This is a genomic window from Stenotrophomonas sp. yr243 (assembly GCF_900184195.1).
GTDB classification, from domain to species: Bacteria; Pseudomonadota; Gammaproteobacteria; order Xanthomonadales; family Xanthomonadaceae; genus Stenotrophomonas; species Stenotrophomonas lactitubi.
Genome location: NZ_FXWT01000001.1, coordinates 793,800 through 806,520, shown reverse-complemented (window position 1 = coordinate 806,520; position 12,721 = coordinate 793,800). Strand labels below are relative to the sequence as shown.

The window sequence follows — 12,721 nt, the reverse complement described above, 5'->3', positions numbered from 1 at the left end:
CGTTGGTGGGCATTGTGAAGATCGAGCGACGCTGTGCTCAATCCTCGGGGTGTGTCTCTATGTAACACTGTCGCCGAGACTGCGTATCGGCAGGTATCCCGCGCTGCGGGGGATACAGTGGTACGTATTGGCCGGGATGCGGTTCAGCTGCCGACACGGGATGATTCGCGACATGGAGACTGAAAACCCGATGCACCGTTTGCTGATCGTCGATGACGACAACGATATCCGCACCCTGCTGGCCGAGCAGCTCGGCCGCGCTGGCTACCAGGTCAGCACCGCCGCCGATGGCACCAGCATGCGGCAGTTGCTGGAACGCGAGCACGTGGACCTGATCGTGCTTGACCTCAACCTGCCACGCGAAGATGGGCTGACCCTGTGCCGCGACCTTCGCGCGCGCTCGAACACGCCGGTGATCATGCTCACCGCGCGCGCCGAGCCGATCGACCGCGTGCTCGGCCTGGAAATGGGCGCCGACGACTACCTGGCCAAGCCGTTCGAGCCGCGCGAACTGCTGGCGCGCATCCGCAACGTGCTGCGCCGTACCGAAGCGCTGCCGGCCAACCTGGAACCACTTGCGGTGCGCCGTGCGCGTTTCTCGCGCTGGATCTTCGACCTGGAGCATCGCCACCTGGTCGACCCGGACGGGCGCGTGGTGGTGCTGTCCGGCGCCGAGTTCCGCCTGCTGCGGGTGTTCATCGCCCATGCCAACAAGGTGCTCTCGCGCGAGCAGCTGGTGGCCCTCAGCAGCGGCCGCAACTATGAAGCGCAGGACCGCGCAATCGACCTGCAGGTCAGCCGCCTGCGCAACAAGTTGGCCGATGACGGTGGCCCCGATGGCCTGATCAAGACCGTGCGCAACGAAGGCTATGTGCTGGCCTCGGCCGTCAACCTGGAATAAGCCGCGATGAAGCGCCTGCGCCACTTCCTGTCCTCGATGGTCGGACGGCTGTTCGTGATCCTGCTGCTGGGCATGAGCGTGGCCGCGATCGGCGCGACCATGCTGGCCAGTTCCAAGCGGCAGCAGGAATTCGAGCGGCAGAACCTGAACCGCATCGCCGATCGCCTGCAGGGTTACATCAACCTGCTCGATGGCAACCCGGAGCTGCGTGAGCGGTTGCTGGAAGTCGGTGGCCCCAGCGTGCGGGCACTGCAGCCCGGCGCGCGCATAGGGCGGGCCGACAAGGCGCTGATGGAAGTGCTGGAGGACCGCCCGGGTCCGGTGTCGCGGGCGCATGTGCACTTCGCCTCGTTCCGTTCGTGCATTCCCAAGCTGCAGGATCTGCTGCCGCCGCCGCCGCCGGGCCACCGCAGGCCGCCGCGCGAACGCGATCCCACCTTCATTCCACCCAAGTGCCGGGCGGTGGACGTGGTGCTCAACGACGGCACGTTGCTGAAGCTCGCCCTGGATTCGCCGGCGATCGCGCACAACGGCATCCTCGCCGTGGACCCGCTGTTCCTTACCCTGCTGGTGCTGGCCATTGCCGTGCTGGCGTATGTGGTCGCACGCATGGCCAGTGCGCCGCTGCAGGAACTGGCGGCCGCTGCCGAGGACCTGGGCGATGACCTGCAGCGAGCGCCATTGCCGCTGCGCGGGCCACGCGAAGTGCAGCGCGCCGCCGAGGCCTTCAATGCCATGCAGCATCGGCTGCAGCGCCATCTGGCCGAACGCACGCAGATGCTGGCGGCGATCACCCACGACCTGCAGACGCCGCTGACCCGGCTGCGCCTGCGCCTGGAAAACGTGACCGACGAGACCCTGCGCGAGCGCCTGATCGGCGACCTGGCCGCGATGCAGGCGCTGGTACGCGAGGGCCTGGAACTGGCCCGGAGTGCGGAGAGTGCCGAACAGCGCGCCGCGCTGGACCTGGATTCGCTGCTGGAGAGCATCGTCGAGGACACCGCCGAGGACGGCGCCGACGTCGTCTTCGAAGGCCGCAGCGGCGCAGTGCTGATGCTGCGCCCGTTGGCGATGCATCGCCTGTTCTCCAACCTGGTGGACAACGCGGTGATGTACGCACAACGCGCCCGGGTACGTGTCGAGCGCGGCGAGGGCACGATCACCGTGGTCATCGCCGATGACGGTCCTGGGCTGGCGGATGACCAGCTGGAAGCGGTGTTCGACCCGTTCGTGCGGGTGGAGACCTCACGTTCGCGCGAGACCGGCGGTGCCGGCCTGGGCCTGACCATCGCCCGTGCGCTGGCCGAAAAGGACGGCGGCCGACTATGGTTGCGCAACCGCCCCGAAGGTGGGCTGGAAGCGGTGGTGCAGTGGTCCACCAGCGCCGAGGCGCGGTAGCAGCGGCAATCCCTGTCCAGGCCCGGTTGCGCCGGGCGCGGTGACGCCGAAGACAGGGTTTGCCCTATCATCTGCGTACTTCCCCATTCTTCGTCCGATGAGCCTGCCCGTTCCTGCCGGCATGCCGCCCTGCGCGGTGCGGCCATTTCTGTTCGCGTCTGCCGCCACCACCGGCATCCGCAGCTGGCCGCCGCCGCTGCGCTGATGGGCGGACAGGGGGCGGAAAGGCGCCGGGCGGGGCGCCACGCGGAAAGGATCGGTCGCCTGCTGCGACTGGGCATGCTGTGGCTGCTGCTGGCGATAGCCGCGCCGCTGGCCGCGCAGAGTGGCGCACCGCCGCTGCGCGACTACGCCATCGACGTGTGGACCTCGCGCAATGGGTTGCCGCACAACTCGCTGCGCGACATCGCGCAGACCCCGGAAGGCCACTTGTGGTTCGCCACCTGGGAAGGCCTGGTGCGCTACAACGGCCTGGATTTCACCGTGTTCGACCGCAGCACGCGGCCAGGGCTGCGCGACAACGGCATCGGCGCGCTGCTGGTCGACGCGCAGGGCGGACTGTGGATCAGCGACTCGCGGGGCAATGTCAGCCATCGTGGCAGCGATGGCCAGTGGCGGGTCTGGGAGCATCAGCCGGATACGCCGCAGGTGCTGATCCAGTCCATGCAGATGGACAGCCAGGGACGCCTGTGGCTGCTGTATGAAGGCAAGGGCATCGCCTATCTGACCCCGGACAAGGGCATCGTCTACCAGCGCCCACCGCCAGACCTGCCGCTGGCGATGAGCTTCACCAAGATGGCGGTCGACGCGCAGGACCGGGTCTGGATCGGCACTCTCGACGGCCTGGTGCTGCGTGACAACGACGGCGTGCTGCAGCGCGCGCCGGCGGCGTGGGGCGTGGACAAGGGCCTCTCGTGGCCCTATCGCGCACCCGATGGCGCGCTGTGGATCGTTGCGGGCGAGCGTCTGTACCGGGTGGAGGATGATCGCCTGGTGCTGGTGCACCGGCTGCCTGGCCAGCTGCACTTGACCGCCATGCTGCAGGACCGCCATGGCGACCTGTGGCTGGGTACCGAGAACCAGGGCCTGCTGCGCATCTCGGCACATGGCCTGGAGCGCCTGCCGGCCGGGCTGAACCTGCCCGGCGGGCGCGTGGTCAGCCTGCGCGAAGACGCGGAGGGCAGCATCTGGGTGGGCGCCAACGGCGGCCTGTACCGCCTGCGCGAAACCCTGTTCAGCAGCTACACCGAGCGCGATGGCCTCAGCGGCGACTACGTGCGCACGGTGCTCGAAGACCGTGACCGGCACCTGTGGGTGGGCAGTGCCAGCGGCCTGGACCTGCAGACCGCCGACGGTCGATTCCGCGCGATGTCGCTGCACAACCGCGGCGGCAAGGCGCCCTCGGTACTCAGCCTGGCGCAGGATGCTGGCGGCGATCTGTGGGTGGGCACGTTCGGCGACGGCATTTACCGGTTGCACGCCGATGGACGCCTTCGCCACAACTACGCTGCGGCCGATGGCCTGCCCGGCGGCAACATCCGCGCGATCAGCATCGCGTCTGACGGTGTGGTCTGGGCGGGGACGCAGAAGGGTGTGGTCCGCATCGAGGGTGACGAGGTGAGCGTGCCTACGGTTCCCGGCATGCCGGGAGGCCTCACCACCGCGCTGGAACACGATCACCAGGGAAATCTGTGGATCGGCACCATCGAAGGCGTCCGCGTGCTGCGTGGTGATCGGGTGCAGTCGATCGACCTGGCGCCGCTGGGCGGTGGCCGCAGCGTGTTCGGCTTCCACCAGATCGGCGATGCGATGTGGATCAGCAGTGACCGTGGGCTGTATCGCTGGCAGCGCGGCACGCTGGCGCGCGTGGGCCTGGAGCAGGGCATGCCGGTGGATGCGGTGTTCCAGCTGGTGCCTGACCGCCTGGGCAATGTGTGGATCAGCAGCAACCGCGGTGTGCTGCGTACCGATATGGCAACGCTCAACGCCGTGGCCGACGGACGCGCGCCGCGGGTAACCGTGGAGCGTTACAACGAAATCGACGGCATGGCCAATGCGCAGGCCAACGGCAGCTCCGGACCCTCGGCGATCCTGCGCCAGGACGGCACGTTCTGGGTGGTGACCGCCGGTGGCCTGAGCACGGTCGATCCGCAGCGGCTGCAGCGTTTCCGCGAGCGTCCGGCACCGCCTGCGGCGATCGAGAACGTGCAGGTGGACGGTGCGCCGGTGCACTGGGAAGGCCGCGAGCGCAACCTGATTCCTGGTGGGCGACGGCTTGCGGTGAGCTACGTGGGCCTGAGCTATCTGATGTCCGACCGCATCCGCTACCGCACGCGGCTGGAGGGTCTGGACAACGGCTGGGTGGAGCGTGGCCCGCAGCGCAGCGTGGAGTTCGTCGGCCTGCCGCCGGGCGACTACACGCTGCACGTGGCCGCTTCGCACCCGGGCGGCAGCTGGGGCCATCAGGAAGCGGTGTGGAGCTTCACCGTCGAGCCGTTCTGGTGGCAGCGGCGCAGCGTGCAGGCGCTGATCGGGCTGGCGCTGCTGGCCGCGCTGGTAGCGCTGTACCGCTTCCTGCTGCAGCAGTACAAGGCCAGCAACCTGCGCCTGGCACGGCGCGTGGATGAGGCAACCTTCGACCTGCAGGCACAGACCGTGCACCTGCAGGCGTTGAACCAGGAAAAGACCGAGCTGGCCGAGCGCCTGGCGCGGCAGGCCGAGGCATTCGAACGACAGGCCCGCGAGGACGCGCTGACCCGGTTGGCCAATCGTCGCGGTTTCGACGAGGCGCTGGCCCGCGATTTCGCCCGCGCCCAGCGCAGCGGCCATCCGCTGTGCCTGGTGGTGCTGGACATCGACCACTTCAAGGACGTCAACGACCAGCACAGCCACAGCATTGGTGACGCGGTACTGGTGGAAGTGGCCCAGGTGATCGCAGCGGCCAGCCGCGATTCGGATCTGCCGGCACGTACCGGCGGCGAAGAATTCGCGCTGCTGCTCAACGACACCCGGCTGGAGGAGGCAGCGCAACTGTGCGCGCGCCTGCGCGGCCTGTTCCATGACCACCCGGACTGGGCCGGCATCCCCGGCCTGCGGGTGACCTTCAGTGCGGGCCTGGTGGAACTGGATGGCGACGACCGCACCCCGGCGCTGCTGTACCAGCGTGCCGACCGCGCGTTGTACCGCGCGAAGAGCGACGGCCGCGATCGTACGAGTATCGGTTGATCCAGTGCGAAGCATCCACGCATGGCGTGGATCTACTGGAGGGCCGCATCAACGGCAGCACCCCTTGAGCGCAGCGACCCGCTGTTGCTCCTGCTTTTCTGATCTTTCCGTGGCGCCCGGGAAACTGTCCGTGGCCGGGTGGGTGGGCTGCGCAGGGGCGTGAGCCGCATGGATGCGGCGACCGAGCTTACAGGGACGTACTTGCAGCGTCCCCTGCGCAGTCCATCCGCCCGGCCTCACCCGGAATCGCTGTCAGCCCGCCACGAGGGGCTCCGCCGTTGGCCGTCTTACCGCGGCCAGGCGTTGGCGATCGTGCAGAACAACCGCGCCGTCTGCTCGGTGTCGTACACCGCGCTGTGTGCCTCGTTGGCATCCCAGCCCAGCCCGGCCGCCGTGGCCGCGCGCGCCAGCACGGTCTGACCGTAGGCGATACCCGCCAAAGTGACCGTGTCGAACACGCTGAACGGATGGAACGGATTGCGCTTGTGCCCGGTACGGGCCACCGCGGCGTTGACGAAGCCGAGGTCGAAATGGGCGTTGTGGCCGACCAGGATCGCGCGCTGGCAGCCGTACTTCTTCATCGCTGCACGCACTGGAGTGAACACGTGATCGAGCGCCGCCTTCTCTTCCTTGGCCAGCCGGAACGGATGGTCGAGGATGATGCCGGTCACTTCCAGCGACTTCGGGTCGATCTCCAGGCCCTCGGCCGGCACCACATGGGCGCTGGCGGTCCGGCCGGGGCAGAGCAGGCCGTTCTCGTCCATCTCGATCGGTACGGCGGCGATTTCCAGCAGCGCGTTGCGCTGGCTGTCGAAGCCGCCGGTTTCAACATCCACCACCACCGGCAGGAAGCCGCGGAAGCGTTGTGACATCGCGCGCTGCGCCTGGGGTGCGTCGGGAACAGGGGCGGCGGCAGGTGCGGAAGTGGGGTCAGTCATGTACGGATTCTAGCAGAGCGACCCTGAGCGCCCGGGATCCCGCCAGGTGCCAACCTTGGTTGGCACACTGTGCACCGGCCAAGGTCGGCGTCTACCGGACCGCGGGCTGTGCCGTGCGGCCCGACGGATACCACCGCGCCAGCACTGCATCCACGCTCAGGCGCCCGGCACCGGTGAACAGCAGCGGCAGCAGCATCGCCATGAACAGCAACGGCAGTTTGAAGTTGCCAAAGCCCTGGTCGCTGATCGCATAGCCCATCGCCAGGTCGCCCAGCGAGCCCCATTCGGCTGGCAGGTGTACCGCGTACGTGGCCACGACCGTCAGCACCAGCAGGCTGGCGGCGGCGAAACGGGTACCGAAGCCGAGCAGCAGGCAGGCTGCGCCCAGCAGCTCGAACCAGGTGGCCAACTGCCAGTTCAGCGCAGCGGGCAACTGGTCGAAGGGGAAGGGGAATGCGCCCTGCAGGTCGGCGAACCAGTTCTCGCCGTGCAGTTTCTCGCGCCCGGATTCAAAGAACTCCCAGGCCAGCAGTATGCGCAGGCCAAGCGGGGCCAACCACGGGGCGAAACGGTCCAGCTGGCCGCGGGCTGCGGCCAGGATCGGGGTCTTCATGGGGGAATCTCCGGGAAGGGGCGTCAGGGTGAAGCGGGGAGCGGACCGATCACGCCAGCACGCAGGAACTGCTGCAGCAGTTGCGCGCCTGGGGCGGCCAGGGTCTCGGGATCGAGGTGGTGCAGGATGGCCAGTTGCTGCAGCTGTTGTTGGCCGGTGGCCCCGGGCGCCTCACCGATCAGGGTCAGCAGATGCACCGCCAGACTGGTCAGGGTGGCAAAGCGCACCGCGCCATCGGCATCGCGCCGTACCAGCAGGCCGGTGGGTTCTGCCGGTGGCTGCGACGGAGCATCGTCGCTACCCAGTTGATGCACCGGCCAGCGATACAGCAGCGGCCAGGCCAGTGGCGAGCGGCGCAACGGCACCAGCAACGGATCGATGTCGCCAGGTTCCGGCAGCGGATCAGCCTGCAGCTGGTACAGCGCGGTCTCCACCCACTCGTAGTGGGCCAGTTCGGCCAGCGCCGGATGCGGCAGCTCCGGTTGCACCTGCAGCCACTGCACGAACTCGGCGGCCAGCTCGGTGAACAACGGCGCCTGGCAATGATGGCTGGCGAAATAGTGGCGCACCAGCGCGCTCCAGGCCGGTTCGCCCAGCAGGCGCACGCAGACCGGGAAGCCGTTGCTCAACAATCCCAGCAGATTGTTGAACAGCAGGCGTTCGTACACCGCCAGCCGGCGCGGGTCCATGCCGGGCGGCGCCGGTACCTGCGCCGGGTCGCGCAGGTGTGCGGTGAACGCGTGCTGCTGGCTGCGCAGTCGTTCGGGAGTGTCAGCCATGGGCGGCTCCGGCATGTACGGCCTGCAGGTGGTGGATGGTCTGCAGTTCGCCCCGCAGCTCGGCGTAAGGCGGGAAGTTGAAATCGCGTTCGAGCAGGGTAGGGCGTGGGCCGATGCGCGCGTAGGTGCGCGCCAGCAGATCCCACACCGGGTCGATCACCGGGCTGCCGTGCGTGTCGATCTTCAGGTCCGGAGCGTCGTCCAGGTGTCCGGCCACGTGCAGGCAGACGATGCGCTGCGAGGGCAGGCCGGCAATGAAGGCATTGGCATCGTAGCCATGGTTGCAGGCATTGACGTACACGTTGTTGACGTCCAGCAGCAGATCGCAGTCGGCCTCGGCCAGCACCGCATTGGTGAAGGCCAGTTCGTCCATCATCGGTTCCGGGGCCAGGTAGTACGACACGTTTTCCACGGCGATGCGGCGGCCGAGGATGTCCTGCACGCGGGCGATGCGTGCAGCGGTGTGGCGTACTGCTTCATCGGTGAAGGGAATCGGCAGCAGGTCGTACAGGTGGCCCTCGTCGCTGCAGTAGCTCAGGTGTTCGCTGTACAGCGGCACCCGGTGGCGTTCAAGAAAGGTACCCACCTGGGCCAGCAGCTGGGTATCCAGTACTGCGCTGCCGCCCAGTGACAGCGAGAGGCCATGGCAGCTCAGCGGATGGCGCGCAGCCAGTTCGGCCAGTGCATCACCGGCGGGGCCGCCGACACCGATCCAGTTCTCCGGCGCGCACTCGAGGAAATCGAAATCGCCGGCCGGTGCCTCGCGCAGGTCCTGCAGCAGCGCGCGGCGCAGGCCCAGGCCCACGGCCGCCGCAGGAAGCGGCGACCGCGGGTGGACGACGCCGGCGCGGACGTCAGTGCTTGGCACCGCACTTGCCTTCGCCACACTTGCCTTCGGCCGACTTCTTGTCGCCGCCGGTCTTGGCCTTGGCGTCGGCACCGGCTGCTGCCTTGCCCTTGTCGGCACCACATTTTCCTTCACCACACTTGCCCTCGGCGGTCTTCCCTGCCGCAGCATGATCACCGGCCTTGGCCTTGTCGGCACCACACTTGCCTTCACCACATTTGCCTTCGGCAGTCTTGCCTGCCGCCTGGCCGGCCACCAGGTAGCCCTGTGCGAGGTCGCTCATGCTCAGCGCCGAGGCACTGGCAGCCATGCCGAGGCCGGCGGCCAGGGCGGTGGCGGTCAGCAGGGACAGGGTCTTGTTGGAACTGCTCATCGGTCGAACTCCTTGGGTGGTGGGCGGGTGCCCGGGGGTGAATCGATGGTGCAGCGATCCTACTCAACGAATCCTCGCCGGGAATTCAAATTTTCGTGAGAAGTATTACAGCGCCAACAAAAAGGCCGCTGTCGCGAGGACAGCGGCCACCCTGGAGTCGAATCCGGTGTTGCAGTGCAGTATCAGATATCGCCGGCGCTGGAGGTCTCGTCGCGCTTCTGGCGCGGCGGCAGCGGCTGTTCGCCGTGCACCAGGAACCACACGTTCTCGGCGATGTTGGTGGCGTGGTCACCCACGCGTTCCAGGTTCTTGGCCATGAACAGCAGATGGGTGCACGGGGTGATGTTGCGCGGGTCTTCCATCATGTAGGTCAGCAGCTCGCGGAACAGCGCGGTGTACTGCGCATCCAGGCGGGCATCGTCCTCGCGCAGTTCCAGTGCGGCATCGGCATCGTTGTCACGATAGGCGGCGATGGCGCGGCGGACCTGCTGCGCAGCAAGGCGGCCGAGGGCGCGCAGGCCCTGGATCTGCGGCAGCGGCGGTACCTTGCCCAGCGCGATGGAGCGCTTGGCGACGTTGGCCGCGTAGTCACCGATGCGTTCGATATCGGCCGGAATGCGCAGGCCGGCAAGAATCTCGCGCAGGTCGCGTGCCATCGGGCCGCGCAGCGCCAGGCGCATCACGTCATGGCTGATCTGCTGTTCCAGCGAATCGATCGCTTCATCGTTGGCGATGATGCGATGGGCGGCATTCTCGTCGCGCTTCTCGATGACGTCCATCGACGCCTCCAGCTGGGCGACGGCCATTTCGCCCATGCGTACGATTTCGGCCACCAGGCGCTGCTGCTCTTCGTCGTAGCTTTTGACGATGTGGTCGTTGGGAAGGTTCATGTTCTGCAATCCAGGTAGAGCCAGGCTGCGCCTGGCTGGGACATGTGGCGAAGCGTCAGCGCCGATCAGCCAAAGCGACCGGTGATGTAATCCTCGGTCTGCTGCTTGGACGGCTGCGAGAAGATCACTTCGGTGCGGTCGTGCTCGATCAGGTCGCCCAGGTACATGAAGGCGGTGTAATCGGACACGCGGGCGGCCTGCTGCATGTTGTGGGTGACGATCACGATGGTGTACTCGTGCTTCAGTTCTTCCACCAGCTGCTCGATGCGGCTGGTGGAGATCGGATCCAGCGCCGAAGTCGGCTCGTCCAGCAGCAGCACCGACGGGCGCAGGGCCACGGCACGGGCGATGCACAGACGCTGCTGCTGGCCACCGGACAGGCCCAGCGCGCTCTGGTTGAGCTTGTCCTTCACTTCGTCCCACAGTGCGCCCTGGCGCAGTGCGTGCTCGACACGGTCGGCCATGTCCGCCTTGGACAGCTTCTCGTGGTGGCGGATGCCGTAGGCCACGTTCTCGAAGATGGTCATCGGGAACGGCACCGGCTTCTGGAACACCATGCCGACCTTGCTGCGCAGGCGGTTCATCGGGTACTTCGGCGACAGGATGTTCTCGCCGTCGAGAATCACCTCACCGCGCGCTTCCAGCTTCGGGTACAGCGCGTAGATGCGGTTGAAGATGCGCAGCAGGGTCGACTTGCCGCAGCCGGAGGGACCGATCAGCGCGGTCACGCGCTTTTCCGGGATCTCCAGGTTGATGCCCTTCAGGGCATGGAACTTGTCGTAGTAGAAGTCCAGTCCACGCGCGGCGAGCTTGACCGGTGCCGGAGCGTGCAGGTTCTCGTGCGAGGCCGGCACCACGATGCGCTGCATCGGCACGGCGTTGGAAAGGTCGTTCATGGCGGTATCCACGGAAAGGTCAGTCATGGGAGATACGGTTGCGCAGCAGGAAGCCGCGAGCGGCGAGGCTGACCAGCAACACGAAGACAGTCAGCACCAGGGCACCTGCCCAGGCCAGCACCTGCCAGGATTCATACGGGCTGCCGGCGAACTGGTTCATCACCACCGGCACCGAGGCCATCGGCTGGAACACGTTGCTGTTCCAGTACTGGTTGCCGAACGCGGTGAACAGCAGCGGTGCGGTCTCGCCGGAAATGCGCGCCAGCGCCAGCAGGATGCCGGTGATGATGCCGGCCGAGGCACTGCGGTACAGCACCTGCACGATCACCTTCCACTGCGGGATGCCCAGCGACAAAGCAGCTTCGCGCATCTGCGAAGGCACCAGGCGCAGCATCTCGTCGGTGGTACGCACCACCACCGGCAGCACGATGAAGGCCAGCGACAGCGCACCTGCGAAAGCGGAGAAGCTGCCGCCGGTCTGCATCACGTACAGGGTGTAGACGAACAGGCCCAGCACGATGGACGGGGCCGACAGCAGGATGTCGTTGACGAAGCGGACCACGGTGCCGGCCTTGCGGGCGTTGCCGTACTCGGCCAGCCATGTGCCGGCCAGCACGCCCAGCGGGGTGCCGATGCCGATCGCCAGTGCACACATCACCGCACTGCCGAAGAAGGCATTGGCAAGACCGCCTTCCTGCATCGGCGGCGGTGTCATCTTGGTGAACAGGTCCAGGTTGATGCCGGCCAGGCCCTTGGAGGCCAGGGTGAACAGGATCCAGCCGAGGAAGAACAGGCCGAACAGCGCGGTGGCGCAGGACATCGCGATGGCGATGACATTGCCGATGCGGCGGCGCAGGTACAGGGAGTCAGCGGTGCTGGACATCAGTTGCCCTCCTTGCGGGACAGGCGCATCAGCATCAGGCGGGCGATGGCGAGCACCACGAAGGTGACGATGAAGAGGACGAAGCCGAGCAGCAGCAGCGCCGAGCGGTAGGTTTCAGTGGCCTCGCCGAAGTCGTTGGCGATCAGCGCGGCGATGGTGGTGCCCGGTTCCAGCAGCGACGGCGACAGGCGCACGCTGTTGCCGATCACGAAGGCCACGGCCATCGTCTCGCCCAGTGCGCGGCCGAGGCCCAGGAACACGCCACCGATCACCGCCGAGCGGGTGTAGGGCAGGACGATGTCCCAGCTCACTTCCCACTTGGTGGAACCCAGCGCGTAGGCCGATTCCTTCAGGCGGGTCGGCACGGTCAGGAACACTTCGCGCATCACCGAGGAGATGAAGGGGATGACCATGATCGCCAGCACGAAGCCGGCGGTGAGCATGCCGATGCCCAGCGGCGGGCCCTGGAACACCGGGCCGATGATCGGCCATTCGCCCAGGGTTTCGTTGAGGAACGGGGTAACGTACTCGGTCATCACCGGCACCAGCACGAACAGGCCCCACATGCCGTAGATGATCGAGGGAATGCCGGCCAGCAGTTCGATGGCGGTACCGACCGGACCCCGCAGCCAGCGCGGTGCCACTTCGGTGAGGAAGAAGGCGATGCCGAAGCTGACCGGTACGGCGATGACCATCGCGATCAGCGCGGTGACCAGGGTGCCGTAGATCGGGGCGAGGGCGCCGAATTTGTTTTCGACCGGATTCCAGTCGGAAGAGAAGAAGAAGCTCAGGCCCTGCACCTGCAGGGCGTGGCGACCACCCCACAGCATCGACAGTGCGGCGCAGGCCAGTGCGATCAGGACGAAGATGACGGTGCCGACCAGCACCCATCGGAACAGTTTGTCGTTGCGGGCATCACGCGTGTCACGCGTGGAGGGGGCGGCTACAGGCTGGGCGATGGCATTCATGGGGACGGCA

Annotated in this window: 12 protein-coding genes; 3 read left to right on the top strand and 9 right to left on the bottom strand. The window is 67.1% G+C overall.

Annotation, left to right across the window (positions count from 1 at the left end; translation table 11 throughout):
- Window positions 1–172 precede the first annotated feature (172 nt).
- The 3 genes from QOL57_RS03895 (at window position 173) to QOL57_RS03885 (ending at window position 5,524) form a co-directional block, all read left to right on the top strand.
- Window positions 173–901: a response regulator gene (locus tag QOL57_RS03895; RefSeq protein ID WP_025875399.1), complete on the top strand. Its 729-nt coding sequence runs from the start codon at window positions 173–175 to the stop codon at window positions 899–901.
- 6 nt (window positions 902–907) lie between these two features.
- Window positions 908–2,299, top strand: a complete 1,392-nt coding sequence (locus QOL57_RS03890; protein WP_089239908.1) for an ATP-binding protein — start codon at window positions 908–910, stop codon at window positions 2,297–2,299.
- A 279-nt stretch (window positions 2,300–2,578) separates the two neighbouring features.
- Window positions 2,579–5,524: a ligand-binding sensor domain-containing diguanylate cyclase gene (locus QOL57_RS03885; RefSeq protein ID WP_244900777.1), complete on the top strand. Its 2,946-nt coding sequence runs from the start codon at window positions 2,579–2,581 to the stop codon at window positions 5,522–5,524.
- Between the two features lie 287 nt (window positions 5,525–5,811).
- Here the strand turns inward: QOL57_RS03885 and rnt are convergent, their stop codons facing one another.
- The 9 genes from rnt to pstC all read right to left on the bottom strand — a co-directional run bounded on the left by rnt (window position 5,812) and on the right by pstC (window position 12,711).
- Window positions 5,812–6,396 carry a ribonuclease T gene (gene rnt / locus QOL57_RS03880; RefSeq protein ID WP_089239912.1) on the bottom strand — a complete coding sequence of 195 codons (585 nt, stop codon included), beginning with the start codon at window positions 6,394–6,396 and terminating at the stop codon, window positions 5,812–5,814.
- Window positions 6,397–6,553: 157 nt separating this feature from the next.
- Window positions 6,554–7,075, bottom strand: a complete 522-nt coding sequence (locus QOL57_RS03875; protein ID WP_089239914.1) for a DoxX family protein — start codon at window positions 7,073–7,075, stop codon at window positions 6,554–6,556.
- Between the two features lie 23 nt (window positions 7,076–7,098).
- On the bottom strand, window positions 7,099–7,854 hold the full coding sequence (locus QOL57_RS03870; protein WP_089241236.1) for a putative DNA-binding domain-containing protein: 756 nt from the start codon (window positions 7,852–7,854) through the stop codon (window positions 7,099–7,101).
- Window positions 7,847–8,722 carry a DUF692 domain-containing protein gene (locus QOL57_RS03865; RefSeq protein ID WP_089239916.1) on the bottom strand — a complete coding sequence of 292 codons (876 nt, stop codon included), beginning with the start codon at window positions 8,720–8,722 and terminating at the stop codon, window positions 7,847–7,849. The genes QOL57_RS03870 and QOL57_RS03865 overlap by 8 nt, the downstream gene beginning before the upstream one ends.
- Window positions 8,709–9,074 (bottom strand): hypothetical protein, encoded by a 366-nt coding sequence (locus QOL57_RS03860; RefSeq protein WP_089239918.1) that lies wholly within the window; start codon window positions 9,072–9,074, stop codon window positions 8,709–8,711. The genes QOL57_RS03865 and QOL57_RS03860 overlap by 14 nt, the downstream gene beginning before the upstream one ends.
- A 182-nt stretch (window positions 9,075–9,256) precedes the next feature.
- Window positions 9,257–9,964 carry a phosphate signaling complex protein PhoU gene (phoU, locus tag QOL57_RS03855; RefSeq protein WP_025875384.1) on the bottom strand — a complete coding sequence of 236 codons (708 nt, stop codon included), beginning with the start codon at window positions 9,962–9,964 and terminating at the stop codon, window positions 9,257–9,259.
- Between the two features lie 65 nt (window positions 9,965–10,029).
- Window positions 10,030–10,860, bottom strand: coding sequence for a phosphate ABC transporter ATP-binding protein PstB (gene pstB / locus QOL57_RS03850; protein WP_025875381.1), 831 nt, complete (start codon window positions 10,858–10,860; stop codon window positions 10,030–10,032).
- Window positions 10,861–10,879: 19 nt separating this feature from the next.
- Window positions 10,880–11,743, bottom strand: a complete 864-nt coding sequence (gene pstA, locus QOL57_RS03845; protein WP_089239920.1) for a phosphate ABC transporter permease PstA — start codon at window positions 11,741–11,743, stop codon at window positions 10,880–10,882.
- Window positions 11,743–12,711: a phosphate ABC transporter permease subunit PstC gene (pstC, locus tag QOL57_RS03840; protein ID WP_033830733.1), complete on the bottom strand. Its 969-nt coding sequence runs from the start codon at window positions 12,709–12,711 to the stop codon at window positions 11,743–11,745. The genes pstA and pstC overlap by 1 nt, the downstream gene beginning before the upstream one ends.
- Window positions 12,712–12,721: the final 10 nt, after the last annotated feature.

Bases quoted from the DNA above. Each gene is read 5' to 3' on its own strand.
- QOL57_RS03895 (WP_025875399.1), top strand. From the start codon at position 173: ATGGAGACTGAAAACCCGATGCACCGTTTGCTGATCGTCGATGACGAC.
- QOL57_RS03890 (WP_089239908.1), top strand. From the start codon at position 908: ATGAAGCGCCTGCGCCACTTCCTGTCCTCGATGGTCGGACGGCTGTTC.
- QOL57_RS03885 (WP_244900777.1), top strand. From the start codon at position 2,579: ATGCTGTGGCTGCTGCTGGCGATAGCCGCGCCGCTGGCCGCGCAGAGT.
- rnt (WP_089239912.1), bottom strand. From the start codon at position 6,396: ATGTCACAACGCTTCCGCGGCTTCCTGCCGGTGGTGGTGGATGTTGAA.
- QOL57_RS03875 (WP_089239914.1), bottom strand. From the start codon at position 7,075: ATGAAGACCCCGATCCTGGCCGCAGCCCGCGGCCAGCTGGACCGTTTC.
- QOL57_RS03870 (WP_089241236.1), bottom strand. From the start codon at position 7,854: ATGGCTGACACTCCCGAACGACTGCGCAGCCAGCAGCACGCGTTCACC.
- QOL57_RS03860 (WP_089239918.1), bottom strand. From the start codon at position 9,074: ATGAGCAGTTCCAACAAGACCCTGTCCCTGCTGACCGCCACCGCCCTG.
- phoU (WP_025875384.1), bottom strand. From the start codon at position 9,964: ATGAACCTTCCCAACGACCACATCGTCAAAAGCTACGACGAAGAGCAG.
- pstB (WP_025875381.1), bottom strand. From the start codon at position 10,860: ATGAACGACCTTTCCAACGCCGTGCCGATGCAGCGCATCGTGGTGCCG.
- pstA (WP_089239920.1), bottom strand. From the start codon at position 11,743: ATGTCCAGCACCGCTGACTCCCTGTACCTGCGCCGCCGCATCGGCAAT.
- pstC (WP_033830733.1), bottom strand. From the start codon at position 12,711: ATGAATGCCATCGCCCAGCCTGTAGCCGCCCCCTCCACGCGTGACACG.